This window comes from Bradyrhizobium sp. USDA 4503 (assembly GCF_054055815.1).
This window is the reverse complement of record NZ_JBSRXS010000001.1, coordinates 4,340,676-4,357,060: the sequence shown is the minus strand read 5'-3', so window position 1 is coordinate 4,357,060 and position 16,385 is coordinate 4,340,676. Positions and strand designations below refer to the sequence as shown.

11 protein-coding genes are annotated in these 16,385 nt (G+C 63.5%); 7 read left to right on the top strand and 4 right to left on the bottom strand.

The features are described 5' to 3' along the window. The first annotated feature begins 7 nt into the window (after nucleotides 1–7). From ACVMIH_RS21080 to ACVMIH_RS21070, 3 genes are read left to right on the top strand one after another with little or no spacing between them, the layout of a single operon-like run. Nucleotides 8–2,215: a GumC family protein gene (locus ACVMIH_RS21080; RefSeq protein ID WP_456855353.1), complete on the top strand. Its 2,208-nt coding sequence runs from the start codon at nucleotides 8–10 to the stop codon at nucleotides 2,213–2,215. A gap of 4 nt (nucleotides 2,216–2,219) precedes the next feature. Next, nucleotides 2,220–3,209, top strand: a complete 990-nt coding sequence (locus ACVMIH_RS21075) for a glycosyltransferase (protein ID WP_063790092.1) — start codon at nucleotides 2,220–2,222, stop codon at nucleotides 3,207–3,209. A 4-nt stretch (nucleotides 3,210–3,213) separates the two neighbouring features. Further along, the gene (locus ACVMIH_RS21070; protein ID WP_456863214.1) at nucleotides 3,214–4,194 is read left to right on the top strand and encodes a WecB/TagA/CpsF family glycosyltransferase; all 981 of its coding nucleotides are present in this window, start codon (nucleotides 3,214–3,216) and stop codon (nucleotides 4,192–4,194) included. 758 nt (nucleotides 4,195–4,952) lie between these two features. Here ACVMIH_RS21070 and ACVMIH_RS21065 read toward each other — a convergent pair. Continuing rightward, a complete protein-coding gene (locus ACVMIH_RS21065; protein WP_057017409.1) occupies nucleotides 4,953–6,518 on the bottom strand; it encodes a winged helix-turn-helix domain-containing tetratricopeptide repeat protein in 1,566 nt (521 codons plus the stop codon). A gap of 237 nt (nucleotides 6,519–6,755) precedes the next feature. Between ACVMIH_RS21065 and ACVMIH_RS21060 the strand changes: the two genes are divergently transcribed. Next, nucleotides 6,756–8,348 (top strand): gamma-glutamyltransferase family protein, encoded by a 1,593-nt coding sequence (locus ACVMIH_RS21060; RefSeq protein ID WP_057017410.1) that lies wholly within the window; start codon nucleotides 6,756–6,758, stop codon nucleotides 8,346–8,348. A gap of 54 nt (nucleotides 8,349–8,402) precedes the next feature. On the opposite strand, the gene ACVMIH_RS21055 is transcribed toward ACVMIH_RS21060, so the two are convergent. The 3 genes from ACVMIH_RS21055 to ACVMIH_RS21045 form a co-directional block, all read right to left on the bottom strand. Further along, complete coding sequence (locus ACVMIH_RS21055) at nucleotides 8,403–9,179, bottom strand: TetR family transcriptional regulator (protein ID WP_233475250.1); 777 nt, start codon at nucleotides 9,177–9,179, stop codon at nucleotides 8,403–8,405. A gap of 126 nt (nucleotides 9,180–9,305) precedes the next feature. Then, nucleotides 9,306–10,511 carry an amidohydrolase family protein gene (locus ACVMIH_RS21050; protein WP_456855354.1) on the bottom strand — a complete coding sequence of 402 codons (1,206 nt, stop codon included), beginning with the start codon at nucleotides 10,509–10,511 and terminating at the stop codon, nucleotides 9,306–9,308. Nucleotides 10,512–10,566: 55 nt separating this feature from the next. Beyond that, nucleotides 10,567–11,565, bottom strand: coding sequence for a polysaccharide deacetylase family protein (locus tag ACVMIH_RS21045; RefSeq protein ID WP_456863212.1), 999 nt, complete (start codon nucleotides 11,563–11,565; stop codon nucleotides 10,567–10,569). A 148-nt stretch (nucleotides 11,566–11,713) separates the two neighbouring features. Here ACVMIH_RS21045 and ACVMIH_RS21040 point away from each other — a divergent pair, with 148 nt between their 5' ends. Genes ACVMIH_RS21040 through ACVMIH_RS21030 form a run of 3 tightly spaced genes read left to right on the top strand, consistent with a single transcriptional unit; the run spans nucleotide 11,714 to nucleotide 16,369 of the window. Further along, a complete protein-coding gene (locus ACVMIH_RS21040) occupies nucleotides 11,714–12,922 on the top strand; it encodes an ABC transporter substrate-binding protein (protein ID WP_371852122.1) in 1,209 nt (402 codons plus the stop codon). Nucleotides 12,923–12,962: 40 nt separating this feature from the next. Continuing rightward, nucleotides 12,963–13,838 carry a branched-chain amino acid ABC transporter permease gene (locus ACVMIH_RS21035; protein ID WP_456855356.1) on the top strand — a complete coding sequence of 292 codons (876 nt, stop codon included), beginning with the start codon at nucleotides 12,963–12,965 and terminating at the stop codon, nucleotides 13,836–13,838. After that, complete coding sequence (locus ACVMIH_RS21030; RefSeq protein ID WP_456863209.1) at nucleotides 13,835–16,369, top strand: branched-chain amino acid ABC transporter ATP-binding protein/permease; 2,535 nt, start codon at nucleotides 13,835–13,837, stop codon at nucleotides 16,367–16,369. The genes ACVMIH_RS21035 and ACVMIH_RS21030 overlap by 4 nt, the downstream gene beginning before the upstream one ends. Nucleotides 16,370–16,385 lie beyond the last annotated feature (16 nt).

Here is a 16,385-nt window from a genome sequence, read left to right as displayed (position 1 = left end):
CGAAGCCATGGACACCAGAACCAATCAATTGGTTATTCAGGAATACGGCCAGCCGCTTGCGGAAGACTATGGTCCGCCTGCGGCGGGCCGTCCCGCTTTCGGCTTATGGGACATTGTCGACGTTCTGCGCCGCGAATGGCGGTTGCCCGTTATCGGGCTGTTGATTGGGCTGGCGGTTGCCGTGGCTTCCGTTGTGGTCATGAAGGCGCCCTACAAGAGCAGTGCACGCATCCTCATCGATCGAAGTCTCAATCGTTATCTGCAGACGAACAAGATCGTAGATCAGCCGACGATGGATGAAGTGGAGGTCGGCAGTCAGCTCTACGTACTGTCATCAGACGGGGTCCTGCTTCCGGTTATTCGCTCGCTGGGTCTGGCCAGTGATGGCGAGTTTGCCGGGCGATCTGCACTTGGCAGCGCCACAGACGGGAACTCCAGCACGGCGGAAGCCACTGCAGCCGCTGAACGAGCGGCGCTCGAATCTCTGCTGAAGCGGGTGACTGTTGCACGTGAGGATGTCGCGAACGTTATCAACGTAACGGTCGAGTCGCAGAGCGCGGAGAAGGCCGCGAAGATCGCCAACGGAATCGTGGATAGCTATCTCGCGTCCCTGCAGGACGCAAAGCTGAAATCAACGCAGAAGGTGAGTAAGTGGCTGCAGGAGCGGCTGATCGAGCTGAAGAAGCAGGTGGCCGATGCTGACAAGGCGCTGCAGGACTTCAAGACGGCTAACAATCTCAGCAGCACTGGCGCTCAGGATACCGAGCTCCTGGCAAGTCTGAATACCCAGCTGATGAATGCCAAGTTCGCGGCAGTTGAAGCAAAGGAGCGTCTCGACCGGATCAAGCGGACAGAGGCAAACGGGATTCCGTCGGCCGTGTCGACGGACGCGCTATTCAACGACAAGCGAGCGGCGGTCATCAACTTCGCACTCAACAACAGCGAACTTGCACGTCTCCGCACGCAAAAGCGCGATCTTGCGTCTCGGCTTGCGGAGATGGAAGCTCGCGTCGGTCGCAAGCACGCGGCTGTCGTCAAGCTTCGTGCGCAGCTCAACGGCGTTGACGCCGCCATTCGGTCCGACGAGGGGCGCATTACCGATTCCTACGCCAGCGAATACGAAGTCGCTAGGGCACGACAGACTGAACTCGAAGACACCGCCGCGAAGCTTTCCGCGGAAACCGGAAGCCAGCTGCGCGAACTCGAGAGCGCTGCCGAGGCGCTGCGCAATCTCTATAGCGGATTCCTGCAAAAGCATAAGGAGATCGAGGCGGCGCAGGCGGAGACGCTTCCGGCCCAAAGTGCGCAGATCATCACGAGAGCGGTTCCGCCGCTGACAAAGAGTTCCAAGAAAACCCTCGTCGTGGCGGCAGGCAGCATTGTTCTCGGTCTGTTTCTCGGCATAGGCTCTGCCTTCGGACGTGAATGGATGGCGGATGTGTTCCGTACGCCCAAGGCCGTCGAACAGGTGACCGAAATGCGGTGCATCGGACTGCCCTTCGTCTATGCTGGTCAATTACCAATCGAGGAGCATGTCCTTGCTGCCCCCTTCTCGCGCTTCGCGGAAGGTCTTCGCAATGTGAAGGCGATGCTCGACCGTTCGTCCGCCTCGACCGGGGGCAAAGTCATCGGCGTCGTGTCGGCGGTTTCGAAAGAGGGAAAGACTGTCGTTGCCGCCAATCTTGCCGCGCTCATATTGTCGTCCTCTGGATCGCGCACGCTGTTGATCGATGCCGACCTTCATCTCCGGAATCTCACGACTGCACTGTCCCCGGATGCGAAGGTCGGGCTTTTCGAAGCGCTGGAAGATCCCTCCCGTCTTGGCGAGTTTGTTTGCAAGCGACCGCATTCGGGGCTGGATGTCCTGCCGAATGCCTGCGCGCTTCGGATTCCCAACGCTGCTGAACTCCTGGGCTCGCGGGAAATGGAAAACCTGCTCGCCGTCGCACGGAAGTCCTATGACTACATTGTGGTGGAGGTGGCGCCGATCATGTCGGTCGTCGATGCAAGGCTGATCGAGCGCTTCATCGATGAGTTCGTCTTCGTTGTGGAATCCGGTCAGACCAAGCGCACGAGCGTGCTCGAAGCGTTGTCGGTAACGCAGCTCATCCGTGAGCGCGTGTCGACCATTGTGCTCAACCAGATCGATCCCGTCGAGCTTAGAACCATCGAGGCAAGAAATGGCGTCAGGTCCGAAGGATATTACCGGGAGTAGACCTGTGGACGAGCTTGACAGGCGCGCTTCAGGTGTTCCGCACAACGCCACGCCGCGCAGGTATGTGCTGATTTCGCCCTGCCGCGATGAGGGAGCCTATCTCTGCCGTACGCTGGACAGCGTGGCTGAACAGTCGGTGCCGCCTGCGCTGTGGATCGTCGTTGACGACGGATCCACCGACGAGACGCCACGGATTCTGGAAGAGTATGCGGCGCGGTTGCCTTATCTGCGCGTCGTGCGCCGCCATGACCGAGGCCATCGGCGGGTAGGGCCCGGCGTGATTGAGGCGTTTTATGATGGTCTCGATCAAGTGTCGCTCGGCGACTTCGGCTATTTGTGCAAGCTTGATATGGATCTCGACCTGCCGCCTCGCTACTTCGAGCTGCTGATGCAGCGAATGGAGGATAATCCACGTATCGGGACGACCTCAGGCAAACCCTGGTTCGTTCATCCCCAAACCGGTGATCTCGTGCCCGAGGTCTGCGGCGACGAAATGTCGGTTGGGATGACGAAATTCTATCGGGTTGAGTGCTTCGAGCAGATCGGAGGATTCGTGCGACAAGTCATGTGGGATGGCATCGATTGCCACCGCGCCAGAATGCTGGGCTGGATCGCGGAGAGCGTCGATTCAGAGCCAATCCGGTTCGTCCACCTTCGTCCGCAAGGGGCCAGCCAGAAGAGCATCTGGGCAGGCAGAATTCGTGCTGGCTTCGGTCAGTATTTCATGGGCACTTCGCCGTTTTACTATCTGGCGGTGGCGGCTTCCCGTCTTCGCGCGCACCCAATGTTCATCGGAAGCATCGCGATGCTTTGGGGTTACTTCAGCAGCTGGGCAAAGGGGTTGCCGCGCTATAATGACCCCGAGTTCAGACGTTTTCTTCGTACGTATCAGCACGCGTGCCTGAGACTGGGTAAACGAGCTGCCACGGCTCGCCTGGACGCCGAGCAAGTGGCTCGGTGGCAAGCCAGCCGGCAATCGCCGCAGGGGAGTTGAGCAGATGAAGCAACACGCGGGCCTATTGGGCGTCGAATTTGATGCGGTTACGCTCGATCAGGCGGCGCAGCGCTGTGTCGATATCTGTCTCCGCTCGAACAGTTCTCACGTCGTGATGACGATCAATGCGTCGCATCTCTGCATGATGCGGCGAGACGTGGAGTTGGCGCACGCATGTTCCGCGGCCGATATGACGGTGGCGGACGGTATGCCGGTGGTTTGGGCAATACGAGCGTCAGGTCAACACATGCCGGAACGCGTGGCCGGCATCGATCTGATGGAAGGACTTTTAAGGGGGGCCGCGTCCAACGGACTTTGTGTCTATTTTCTAGGGGCGCACCAGCAAGTCGTCGAAAAGCTCGTGCGGGTCTGCGAGGCGCGCTTTCCGCAGCTGAAGATCGCTGGTTTTCGGAACGGCTACTTCGGTCCGGACGAGCACGAAATTATCGTCGATGAGATACGAGCCAGCGGCGCCCACATTCTCTTTATCGGCTTGCCGTCCCCGTTCAAGGAGGTATGGAGTGAACGCTATCGGGATCGGCTGCAAGTTCCCGTCATTCTGGGGGTCGGCGGCAGCTTCGACGTCTTGGCCGGCTTTATCAGGCGCGCTCCTCGGCTATTCCAATCGCTCGGTCTCGAGTGGTTCTGGCGCCTGATGATGGAGCCGCGCAAGTTATGGCGGCGATATCTTTCCACCAACAGCGAGTTCATCTGGCTGGCGCTCCGCGAAGTGGTGGCGCGCAGGGCTTACGCCGTCCGTCCGGGAAGAGCGATCGCCGGATCGGCAAGCGTGGTGCGGAGAGACGACCGAAAAGTGGGTACGGAACGCAGGGTAGCTGATCGGCGAATTCTTGTCCGGCGAAGGAGCAACGTGCGGGATTCGCAGGTTCCGATACCCGATCGCCGGCGCGGCATAGAGCGACGTATCTCAGAGCGTCGGGCACGGACGGCTAATGCTCTCAAGGGTATCGAGGTGAGCGCCTGATGTATCGGCTGACCGACCAGGATCACTGATCCAAGCAGGCGGCTAAGCGATTCGCTTCATGGCGCAAGCGCGGGAAGCATCAAAGTGATTAAACCGCCAAGCAGTACCGATTCCTTCGGGTACGATAACGCAGACCAACCCATAGTCGTTAAGCTAAAGCCTGATGTGTACGTATTTGGGTATGAGTTCTGCCACGTTCTGCAAACGCTGATCAAACACGGCTGCGTGCCCGCCGAGCTCATCTATGAGGACGGAGGGGCGCTCATCCTTATTTTTGATCCCAATGAGAAGAAAGCGGAACTATGGTCAGGATGGTGGAGGTGCGACAAACCCGACATTTACTCCATCATTGAACCAGAGCATCGCGGGCTCGTGAATCAAATATTCGAAACCTCAGACGCCTTCATGGAGTTTTCCAATGCTCGATCTCCTCAGATTGAGCTGATCCCAGGCCAGATCCAAAAGATTCAAAGATCGGGGGCTGCGGTTTTCCGCGGAGACGCTCCCCTTCGTCCTCGACCTCTATGAAGAGCTGCTTCCGCACAGCGCGCATTGGAGGCGTTTTTCTGAGTGTTGGGAATGGCGGCAGCGCTCCCCCGCTACCACGGGCTATGAATCTCGCCACGCCAAGCGTCGATCCTCCACCATTGCACAATCCAGACAGCAGCGGCGGCTCAGAAGTTTGAGGTTGAAGCAAGCCGAGGCGGAGCACCGCTGTCGGTCAATTTCGAACAGCCTGTTGTGACCCTCGCTACGGCTCAGCCGGATAAGCCGGCTTTGCGCAAGCCGTCGAGGAAGTGCTCGCGTTCGGCAGAAATTCTGTACCTTTCGGCCCGTGCTCGAACGAGATCGAGGGTGTTCGCTGGCGGCGTTGCGCCGTTCGCGCTCATTTCTCGACAACGTTCCGTGACGAACGCTTCGGCTTCGGATCGCGCTTCGCTGTGCCGACCCATCTGCGCATAACAGGCGGCAAGCAGACTGTGCGACCAGCGGTCGGGGGATCGCGCCTCCATCAGCGTCTTGACTGCTTCATCGTACTGGCGCCCCGAATAGAGGGCGAGCGCGTGGTACCAGTGGTACAGATTGGGCGGGAAGGGATTCAGTCGTTTGGCCGCACCGATCCATGTGAGGGCCTCTCGCCACCGTCCCCAGTAGACCAGAATGTTCGCGAAAACGGCGGCGACGTCGGCGTCGTTTGGATTGAGCGCGAGAGCCCGGCTGAAATGGATTTCGGCCTTGGCGTCCTCGCGACGCAGGAACAGCAATTGCGCGAAGACGCCATGGGCCCAGGCGTCGCCGCCGTCGATGTCGAGCGCGGTCTCGATCTCGCTCAGCGCGTCGTCGAGCTTCGCCATGCCGGGCGATTCGAGAAACACGTCGCAGACGATAGTCCAGGCAATGTTGATGTGAGCGCGGGCATATTGCGGATCGAGCGCGACGGCGTCCCGGAAAAACTGCCTGGCTTCCGCCATGCCCTTCACCGTCAATTGACGCCACCGCTCGTTGCCCAGCAGAACCAGGTCATAGGCGGTGATGCTCGGGGTCGGCTTGCGTCTGGCGATCTCGCGGCCGGCGTCCTCGAGCCGGCCCGGAAGGGCTGCGACGATTGCGCGGACGATCTCGTCCTGCAGGGCGAAGATGTCCTCGAGTTCGCGGTCGTAGCGCTCGGTCCAGAGATTGTAACCGCTGGCGCCATCGAGAAGCTGGACGGTCACCCGCATCCGGCTGCCGATCTTGCGCACGCTTCCTTCGGCCACGTACCTGACGCCGAGTTCGCGGCCGACCTGCTTGATCTCGGGCGTCTTGCCCTTGTAGGCGAAGCTGGAGTGGCGGGCGACAACGAACAGCGAGCGGAAGCGCGACAGTTCGGCGATGATGTCTGCCGTGATTCCGTCGGAAAAATATTCCTGCGCGGCATCGCCGCTGAGATTCGAGAACGGTAGCACCGCAAGCGACGGCCCATCCGGCACCGTCGGTGCCGGCGAGGTGGGCAGGCCGGCGCCGGATTCGGCAGCGACCAGTGGCCCGACGTAACGGTAGCCGCGGCGCGGCAGGGTCTCGATCCAGGTCGCGCCGCCCTCTACGTCGGCAAATACCCGCCGCAGAGCGGCGATCTGCACAGTCAGGTTGCTCTCCTCGATCGCAAGCCCCGGCCACGCCGCCTGCATCAATGCGTCCTTGGAAACCGGCGTTCCGGCCTGCTCGACAAGCAGGCGCAGCAGCGTCACCGCGCGCCGCCCGAGCGCGACCGGTTCGGACTCTCGAAACAGCATCACGGCTTCCGCGTCGAGGCGGTAGGGGCCGAATTCGTGGATCGTCGCCATGGTTCGGGAGACTACATTTTTTGCATCTTTTTCGGAACAGATTCAGGGCCTCCGGGAATTCGGCGACCCGCCCCGCTGCCGCTGACGCGCAGCTTTGCGCGGCCGATTTCCGCTTCGCCTTGATCCACCTCGCGCGGCACCTCCGCCAGCCGTTCGCGCAGCCGCGGCGAGGCGACGGCTGCTTGACAATGTAAGTAAGAATATTATTACAAGCTGCTGCTTTCGGAGAACGCGTTGATGCTGCAGACCAAGCGAAGCTATAGCGGAATGGTGACCGCGCCGCATCACCTTGCGGCGCAGGCCGGGCTCGCCGTCCTCTCCGAAGGCGGCAATGCGGTCGAGGCGATGATTGCGTCCGCCGCCACGATCGCGGTGGTCTATCCCCATATGAACGGCCTCGGCGGCGACAGCTTCTGGCTGGTCGGCCGGGCGGGCTCCGCACCGGTCGGAATCCAGGCGTGCGGACGGTCGGCGAAGGCCGCCAGCCGCGCCTGGTATCGCGAGCATGGCTGCAGCACCATCCCAAGCCGCGGACCGCTCGCGGCACTCACCGCCGCCGGGACCGTCGATGGCTGGCAGAAGGCCTATGAGCTCAGCCGCGATCGCCATGGGGGGCGCATGCCGCTGTCGCGGCTGCTCGAACCTGCGATCGGCTACGCCGCCGATGGCGTCGCCGTGACCCAGACCCTGCACGACAACACCTCGAAGAAGCGCGCTGAGCTGCAGGATGTGCCGGGCTTTGCCGATGTCTATCTGCCGCAGGGCGTTCCGCTTGCAGTCGGCGCGCGGTTGCGGCAGCCGCGCGTGGCAGACACGTTGCGGCAGCTGGCGCAAGCCGGCCTTTCCGATTTCTATCGCGGCGACCTGGCGCGTTCGATGGCCGCTGATCTCGAACGGCTCGGCAGCCCGCTCCGCCTATTCGATCTGGAGCAGCATCAAGCCACGCTGGTGACACCGCTGTCGGTCGATGTGGCCGGGCACAAGGTGTTCAACATGCCGCCGCCGACGCAGGGCCTGGCCTCGCTGTTGATTCTTGCGCTCTATGCCCGGCGCATGGCGAAGGAGGCGGACGGGGTCGATCATCTGCACCGGCTGGTCGAGAGCACGAAGGCGTCGTTCCGCATCCGCAATCGCTACGTGACCGATCCCGACTACATGGCGCGGTCGGCGGCCGAGTTTCTCACCGACGAGTCCATTGCGACGCTCGAAAAGACGGTCGCCGTCGATCATGCAGCGCGCTGGCCTGACCCGCCGGCCCAGGGCGATACGGTCTGGCTCGCTGCGACCGACCGGAACGGCCTTAGCGTCAGCTTCATTCAGAGCATCTATTGGGAGTTCGGCTCGGGCGTCATCCTGCCCCAAAGCGGGGTCACCTGGCAGAACCGTGGGACGAGCTTCGGTCTCGCCGAGACCGATATCAACCGCCTGGAACCTGGGCGGCTGCCGTTCCACACCATTCAGCCCGCAATGGCTGAACTCAGCGACGGCCGGCTGTTGTCCTACGGCACGATGGGCGGCGAAGGGCAGCCGCAAACCCAGGCGGCGATCTTCACCCGCTACGCGTTGCACGGTCAGGACCTTCAGTCGACAGTGACCGCGCCGCGCTGGCTGCTCGGTCGCACATGGGGCGAGGAGAACAACAATCTCAAGATCGAATCGCGTTTCGATCCTGCCGTCGTCGACGCGCTGCGGGCGCTCGGCCACGACATCCAGGTGGTCGGTGCGTTCGAGGAATTCATGGGCCACGCCGGCGCAATCGTCTGGCACCCGGATGGACTGCTCGAGGGCGCCAGCGATCCCCGCAGCGACGGCGTCGTCGCTGCCCGGTGAAGCGAGCACCCTTAGCGCTCACCCGCAGACTGTTCGGAATTTGCCGCGCGCGAGCTAGCGTGCGGCGCCGGCCGGTGTTCTGGCTGCGGACGGTTTCCGTTTTCCCTCGCTTGCGGCCGCCGTCGCCGTCAACCAGGTCATGATCACGTCCAGCGCGTGGTGGCGACGTTTCTCCAGCCAGTCCGGCTCTCCCAGATCCTTGTCGAACATCGCCGACAGCGTGTAGCGGTTGGAGACATGAAAATAGCTCATGGCCGTGATCGTGACGTAGAGCTGAACCGGATCGACGTCGCTGCGGAACGGCCCGACCGCAAGGCCCCGGCGAAGGATATTTTCGATGCTCGCGACCAAGGGTAGCGTGAGGTCGGCGATCTTGCGCGATTTGCGCAGGTTACGCCCACGCTGCAGGTTCTCATTGTTGATCAGGGCGATATAGTTCTGGTGCGCTCCGAAAAAGGTGAACGTGAAGTTGATCAGCTCGCGCATGGCCGCGACCGGATCGAGGTCGTCGAGCTTGAGTTGCTGTTCGGCCGCGCGGATCTCGGTGTAGACGTGCTCGAGCACGGCGAGATAAAGGCCGTTCTTGTCGCCGAAATAGGCGTACAGCAACCGCATGTTGGCTTTGGCGCGTTTCGCGATGGCTTCAACCCGAGCTCCGCCAATGCCGTTGCGGCAGAATTCGAACGTCGCCGCGTGCAGGATCGCTTCCTTGGTCAACGCGGAATCGCGTGCCCGTCTGCCGCGTGTGGCGCTGCGGGCCGGGCTGGTCGATGCTGTCGTTTCAGTCACGGGACAAGCTTTTCTCAGGTTGTACGAGCCCAGCGCGGACAATATGCCCCCGCCCATCATGTTCAACGGGATGCGGGGCCCTGCCGTGCAGGCTCGCGGGATTGAGATCGCTATTGCGGTGGCTCGTCAAGGGGTAACCTTCCCGATGTTCCGGTCTCCACATCCACATCAACGCGCCAACGTCACGACCGTGCCGCCATGCGCGACGAGGCGCCCATTCTTGTAGACGTCGCGCGGCCTGGGCCGGGCCACCACGGCCTCTTGCACGTGCTGCGCGTCGATCACGACGAAGTCCGCCGCCGCGCCCTCGGCCACCCCATAGTCCGGGAGGCCGAGTGCCTGCGCGGCGTTGGTGGTCACCATGTCGAAGGCCGCCGCCAGGTCGGCATCGGTGCTGAAGCCGGAGCGGTAGCCGACGATCATGGCGCGCTCCAGGAGGTCGCCGTCGCCGTAGGGCCACCAGGAATCGCGGATGTTGTCATTGCCGGCGAATATATTGACGCCGGCATCGCGCAGCAGCAACACCGGCGGAAACGCATGCGCTCCGGGCGCGTTGGTCAAAATCGCGACCCCGGCCTCGGCGAGCAGCTGCGCGGTGCGCTGAACCACGTCTCGCGGCACCTCGCCGAGAGCATAGGCATGGCTGATCGTGACCTTGCCGCCGAGCCCGAGGGCCTTGGTCCGACGTGCAATGTTCTCGATCTCGAAAATACCGAGCAAGCCGCCGTCATGCAGGTGAATGTCGATGCCGACCCCGCGCCGATCGGCAATGCCGAAGATGACGTCGAGATGCCCGTCGATGTCGGCATCGTAACCCGCCGGATCGAGGCCGCCGACCAGGTCCGCGCCGGCGCGAACCGCCTCGTCGAGCAATCCGGCCACGCCCGGCGACGTCACGATGCCGCTTTGCGGAAAGGCGACGATCTGGACCGACACCTTGTCGCGGTGCGCGTCACGCGCCGCCATGACCTGCTCGAGATTGCGCAACCCGACCTGAAGGTCGATATCGACGTGGCTGCGCATCCAGGTCGTGCCCTGCGCGACGGAGAGGTCGATCAGCGCGGCCGCCCGCACCGCAATCGGCCTCGCGCCGGCAAGCGCCTCCTTCTCGAACTTGACGCGCTCGCGCACGCTGAAACCGGCGGTGCAGGGGCGGTGGGACTTCCAATCGTCGCCGACGAAGCCCTTGTCGAGGTGGATATGACCATCGACCAGCCCCGGCAACACCAGGCGTCCGGCCAGATCAAGGGTTTCGCCGGCCGCGACCGGCGATTGCGACGCGATCGAGGTGATGCGGCCATCGCGCACGGCGATATCGACGGTGCGCCCATCGACCAATCGGGCGTTTCGAAACAGCGTGTCGGCAGTGCTCACTGGTCGTCTCCGGTTCGTCGCAATGGCGAGGCGATCGGGGCCCGATTCGTTTTCATCATGTTGGGACGATGCCATCGGGCAGCGCGCGCGAGAATGCGGCTATACCTCCGGCGGTGGTGATCCAGATCTCGTCACGCCGCGCCAGGATTGTCTGCAGGGCGCGCCGCAGCGGACGCAGGCGGTGCGGCTGGCCGACCAGATAGGGGTGCAACGCAATTCCCATGACGAGCGATTGCCTTTTCGACTGTGCCAGCATCTCCTCGAACGTCTCGGTGATCATGGCGGCGAACTGCTCGCCGGAGTCCTTGCGACCGACGATCGAAGGGATATCGTTCAACTCCTGCGGATAAGGCACTGAAAGGATGCGGCCGCCGTTCCGCGTCGAGAACCACACCGGCTGATCGTCCATGCACCAGTCGAGCAGGTACTCGTAGCCTGCTTCGGCCAGCAGATCGGGCGTGACCTGTGATTGCGAAATCCAGGGCCCCAGCCAGCCGCGCGGCGGCCGCCCTTCGGCTCGCGCGATGACATCGGTCGCTTCCGCGATCAATTGCCGCTCCTCGTCGGGCGCAAGCACACCCTGGCGCTCGGAATTGGTGCGGCCGTGACCGACAATTTCGTCGCCGCGGGCGCGAAATGCCTCCATGACTTCAGGGCAGTAGTGATAGATGCTGCTGTTTGCGAGCACCGACAGCGGCAGCTTCAGCTCGTCGAACAGCTCGATCAGGCGCCACACGCCGACACGGTTGCCATAGTCGCGCCAGGCATAGTTGAGGACGTCCGGATGCGGACCGCCGGGGCAGAGCTCGGCACCGAGCCCGTCGCCGAATGCGAAATGCTCGAGGTTGAGACCGACGTAGACGGCAAGCCGCCGCCCTTGCGGCCAATTGAAATCCGGGCGTTGCCCGATCGCGCTGTAGCGATAGCGTCCGTGAGTGGCGAGGACCGGTCCGACAGAATCCGAGCGCAGCACGGCTTCCCTGCGCGACAGGCGGTCGCCATCTTCCGCGATCGAGATCAACACGTCGCCGGCCTCGACATTCCTTGGGTCCATCGGAATTTTCCCCGCGCGGTTGATCGCTCGCTTGACATCGGAATATTTTTGAAGAAAGTTTTTACTTCCGTCAAGTCCGCGCATAAGCGGCAGCGGAGGAACTGGCGGCTTCGATGCCGAGGCCGCCATCAGCGGAGGAACACCGAACATGAACTTCAGGAGCATAGTTTCGTCCGGACCTGCGCGTCGTTGGCCGGCTTGGCACGCCGCTGCGACGATCCTGCTGGCCGCGTTGCCGTTCGCGTTCGGCGCGCGCGCGGCCGAACCGATCAAGATCGGCCTGGTGACCGCCCTGTCGGGACAGTCGGCGCGCGCCGGCGAGGCGCTCACCCGCGGAGCGACGATCGCCATCGAGGAAATCAATGCGAAGGGCGGCGTGCTCGGACGTCCGCTCGAGCTCGTCCGCCGCGACGACGAGAGCAATCCGGCCAAAGGACTGATCGCGGCGCGCGAGTTGATTCAGCGCGAGAAGGTCGCGGTCCTGGTCGGCGGCCTCGACACGCCGGTCGAGCTCGCCATCGTGCCGTTCGTCAACAACGTCAAGGTGCCGTTCGTGGTGCCATGGGCCGCCGGGACCAACATCACGCGGAACGGCGCCCCGTCCAACTACGTGTTCCGCGTCTCGGCCATGGACGATGAGGTCGATAAGGCGATCGTCCAGTTCTCGCGCAAGACGTACAATGCGAAGAAGCCCGGGCTCATCCTGGTCAACAATCCCTGGGGCGAGTCGAACGAGCATGGCCTGAAGGCGGCATTGAAGGCCGCAGGAATCGAGCCTGCCGGCGTCGAGAAGTTTGAAGGCAACGACGTCGATGTCGTTTCCCAGCTGTCGCGGCTGAAGCAGGCGGGCGCCGATACGCTCTACCTGGTCGGCAACGTCGGACCGTCCTCCCAGGTGGTGAAATCGCTCGACCGTATGGGCTGGGCGCCGCCGATCGTCTCGCATTGGGGGCCGGCCGGCGGCCGCTTCACCGAGCTCGCCGGGCCGAGCGCGGAGAACGTGATCTTCGTCCAGACCTACAGCTTCTTCGGGAACTTGTCGCCCGTCGGCAAGCGGGTGATGTCGGCCCTTCAGGCGAAGTATTCGGACATCAAGGGGCCTGCGGACGTGACGCCGGCGGTTGGCGTGGCCAACGCCTACGACTCCATCCTGGTCATTGCGCGAGCGATCGAAAAGGCCGGTGGCACCGAACCGACCGCCGTCCGTGACGGCTTCTACGCCATCGATCGCGTGGATGGCTTGATCAAGACCTACGAGAAGCCGTTCGCGCAGGACAAGCACGATGCGCTGACGGCGGGCGACTACATCTGGGCGCGGTTCGAGGACAACCACATCATGCCGTTCGCACGGAACTGACCGCGCGAGATCGTCCGACAAACGAGCAGGGTGGTCATCGATGTCATTTCTTCCCGCGGTGATAACAGGACTGGCGCTTGGGAGCATGTACGGGCTGCTTGCGCTTGGCTTCCACGTTACCTACGCCGTCTCCGGCACGGTCAATTTCTCCCAGGGCAGCTCGATGACCCTGGGAGCCGTTGCCGGATACTTCTTCCTCGTGCTGTGGGGATGGCCGGCCGCGGCCGGCATTCCCGCCGTTCTGCTCGTCTGCGCGGTCTATGGCCTGCTGATTGAGCGCTTTGCCGTCCGGCCGTTCGTGCAGCGCGGCTCCGACAACTGGCTGATGGCAACCGTTGCGGTTGGCATCATCGTCGACAACCTGATGATGTTCGTCTTCGGCAAGGAGCCGCGCAGCTTTCCGTCCGTCCTGGCGGCCAAGCCGATCCAGATCGTCGAGGGCGCGGGGGTCTATCCGTTGCAGCTCCTGATCCCCGTGCTCGGATTGCTGCTCGCGCTGGCACTTCATCTGCTCAGTCGCCGGACGCGCCACGGCGTCGCCATGCTCGCGGTGGTCCAGAACCCGAACGCAGCGCGGCTGATGGGCATCAACGTCAGCGGCGCCATCGCGGCAAGCTACGCGGTCTCGGCGATGCTGGCCGGGGTTGCGGCGCTGCTGATCGCTCCCCTGTTCAACGTGTCCTCCGAAATGGGCACGCTGTTCGGCATCAAGGCCTTCGCGGCGGCGATCATCGGCGGCCTCGGCAGCGCCTGGGGCGTGATGCTGGCCGGGCTCTGTCTCGGCCTGATCGAGGTGTTCGCGACCAATTACCTGGGATCAGTCTACACCCAGATCATCACATTCGCCTCGGTGATCGCGATCCTTGTCGTCCTCCCCCATGGGCTGCTCGGCCGAGCCGGAGTGAAAAAGGTATGACCTCTCGCGTCTCTATTCTCGCCGCCGTCGCGGCACTCGCGGCCGCTATCCTCTATGCTGCCGTCGCCGACAGCTACGGCGTGTTCCTGGCCGCGACCATCTCGCTGACGGCGATCGCCTGTATCGGCCTCAACGTGCTGCTCGGTCTGGCGGGGCAGATCTCGCTCGGCCACATCGGCTTCATGGCGATCGGGGCCTATACGACCGTGCTCCTGATGGAGAAGGCGGGGTGGCCTTATCTGGCGGCGACGGCTGCCGCGATTGCTCTTGTCAGCGTCGTCGGTGGTCTGCTCGCCATGCCGGCCTTGCGCGTGCGAGGTCCATATCTCGCGATGGTGACGATCGCCTTCGGCTTCATCGTCGAGCACGGCACGATCGAGTGGCGCGACCTCACGGGCGGCGGCAACGGCCTGATCCTGACCGCGCCGCCGGAAGTGTTCGGCTTTCCGCTGTCGGAGCGGCATTTGGCGATCGCGGGCATCGTGCTGGTGTTCGCCGGCCTCATCCTGTTCGAGCGCCTGAAGCGGAGCGGCTGGGGCTACGCCATGCGTGCCGCCCGCGACACCGAGGTTGCGACGCGCTCGATCGGCATTGATCTCGTGCGGGTCCGCACCGTGGCGTTCATCATCTCGGCCGCAGCGATGGCTTTGGCGGGGGCGCTGTTTGCGCCCCTGCAGGGCTATATCAGCCCGAGTTCGTTCCCCTTTCTGCAGTCGATCCTGCTGCTGTTCGGCGTCATGGTCGGCGGCGCCGGCTCGGCGCTGGGGCCGGTGATCGGGGCGACGCTCGTCGTGCTGCTGCCAGAAATGCTGTCCGATCTCGCGGAGTATCGTCTGCTTGCCTTTGGCGTGCTGCTTTTCGCCGTGCTGCGGCTCGCGCCCTCAGGCATCATGGGGCTGCTCGAGCAATTCGCGGCAAGGTTCCTGCCGACGGGATCGAAGGCCGATACGGGCGCAATGGGCGCCGAGCCGGTCGCCGACCTCGGCATCGGGACCAGCAGCGCGTCGCGTCTTGACGTCGCAAACCTCTCGATCTCGTTCGGCGGTGTCCGCGCCGTGCAGGACGTCTCGTTCACCGCCGAACCCGGCACGGTGACCAGCGTCATCGGCCCCAATGGTGCGGGCAAAACCAGCGCGCTGAATCTGCTTTGCGGCTTCTACCGTCCGAAATCCGGCACCGTGAAGCTTGGCGACCGCGACGTCACCGGTTTGCCGTCGCACCAGCTTGCGCGTGTCGGAGTGGCGCGAACGTTCCAGACGACGCAGCTATTCGGCTCGCTCTCGATCATCGAGAACGTCCTGCTGGCGGCGACGGCGGGCAAGCTCGGCAACGTCGTGTCGGCGCTGCACAATGACGCGCAGGAGCGCCTTGCGCGGTCGCTGTTGCGCTTTGCGGGTGTCGACGGCGATTTGAGTAGACGCGCGGACTCACTGCCCCATGGCGAGAAGCGACTGGTCGAGATCGCGAGGGCGCTCGCGCTGCGCCCGAATATCCTGCTGCTCGACGAGCCGGCCGCGGGTCTTTCGAAGGGCGACAAGCAGCGGCTGACGGTTCTGCTCCGTCGCATCGCGGAGACCGGGATCGCGGTCATCATCGTCGAGCACGACATGCCGATGATCATGTCGCTAAGCGACCTCATCGTCGTTCTCGATGGCGGCAAGCGCATCGCGATCGGCGATGCGGCGGCGATCCGCAACGATCCGCTGGTCCGCAAGGCCTATCTCGGCGATGCGCCGTCGGGTGAGCGGCGCCGCGCGACGCGCCCGGCAAAACAAGGCACGGCGCTCGAAGTCCGCACGCTCGATGCCTTCTATGGCCTGTCGCGGGCGCTCGGTGGGATCGACCTTGCCGTCGCGCCCGGCGAGGCCATCGCCGTACTCGGCGCCAATGGAGCGGGCAAAACCACCCTGATGCGCTCGATTGCCGGTCTCGAACCACCGCGGTCGGTCGGCGAGATCCGGCTGTCCGGCGCCCGCGTCGACAAGATGCCGGCGCATATCCGCGCCAGGGCCGGCATCGTGCTGGTGCCCGAAGGACGGCAGGTGTTTCCCGAACTGACGGTGCGGCAGAACTTGCAGCTTGGCGCTTTCGCACGCAAGGGCCTCGATCTCGACGCGGAGATCGACGCGATGTTTGCCCGCTTTCCGCGCCTGAAGGAGCGCATCAACCATCGCGCGGGCCTTTTGTCGGGCGGCGAGCAGCAGATGCTCGCGGTCGCGCGTGGGCTTCTGACCGCGCCCAAGGTCTTCATGCTTGACGAGCCGTCGCTTGGACTGGCGCCCCTTGTCGTCGACGAGTTGTTCGCCTCGTTCGAGCAGCTTCACGTCGAGGGGATGACCCTGATCGTGGTCGACCAGATGGCCGGGCAAGCCCTTGCGCTTGCCGACAGGGCTTATCTGCTCGAGACCGGCGCCATCCTGAAGAGCGGTGCGGCCGAAATCATTGCGGAGGACCCCTCGCTTGAAGCCGCCTATCTCGGCGGAGAGGCCCACGGGAGTAGCGTGCCGCGAACCGCCGTGCTCACGTCCTGACGCCATGGTTGCGCAG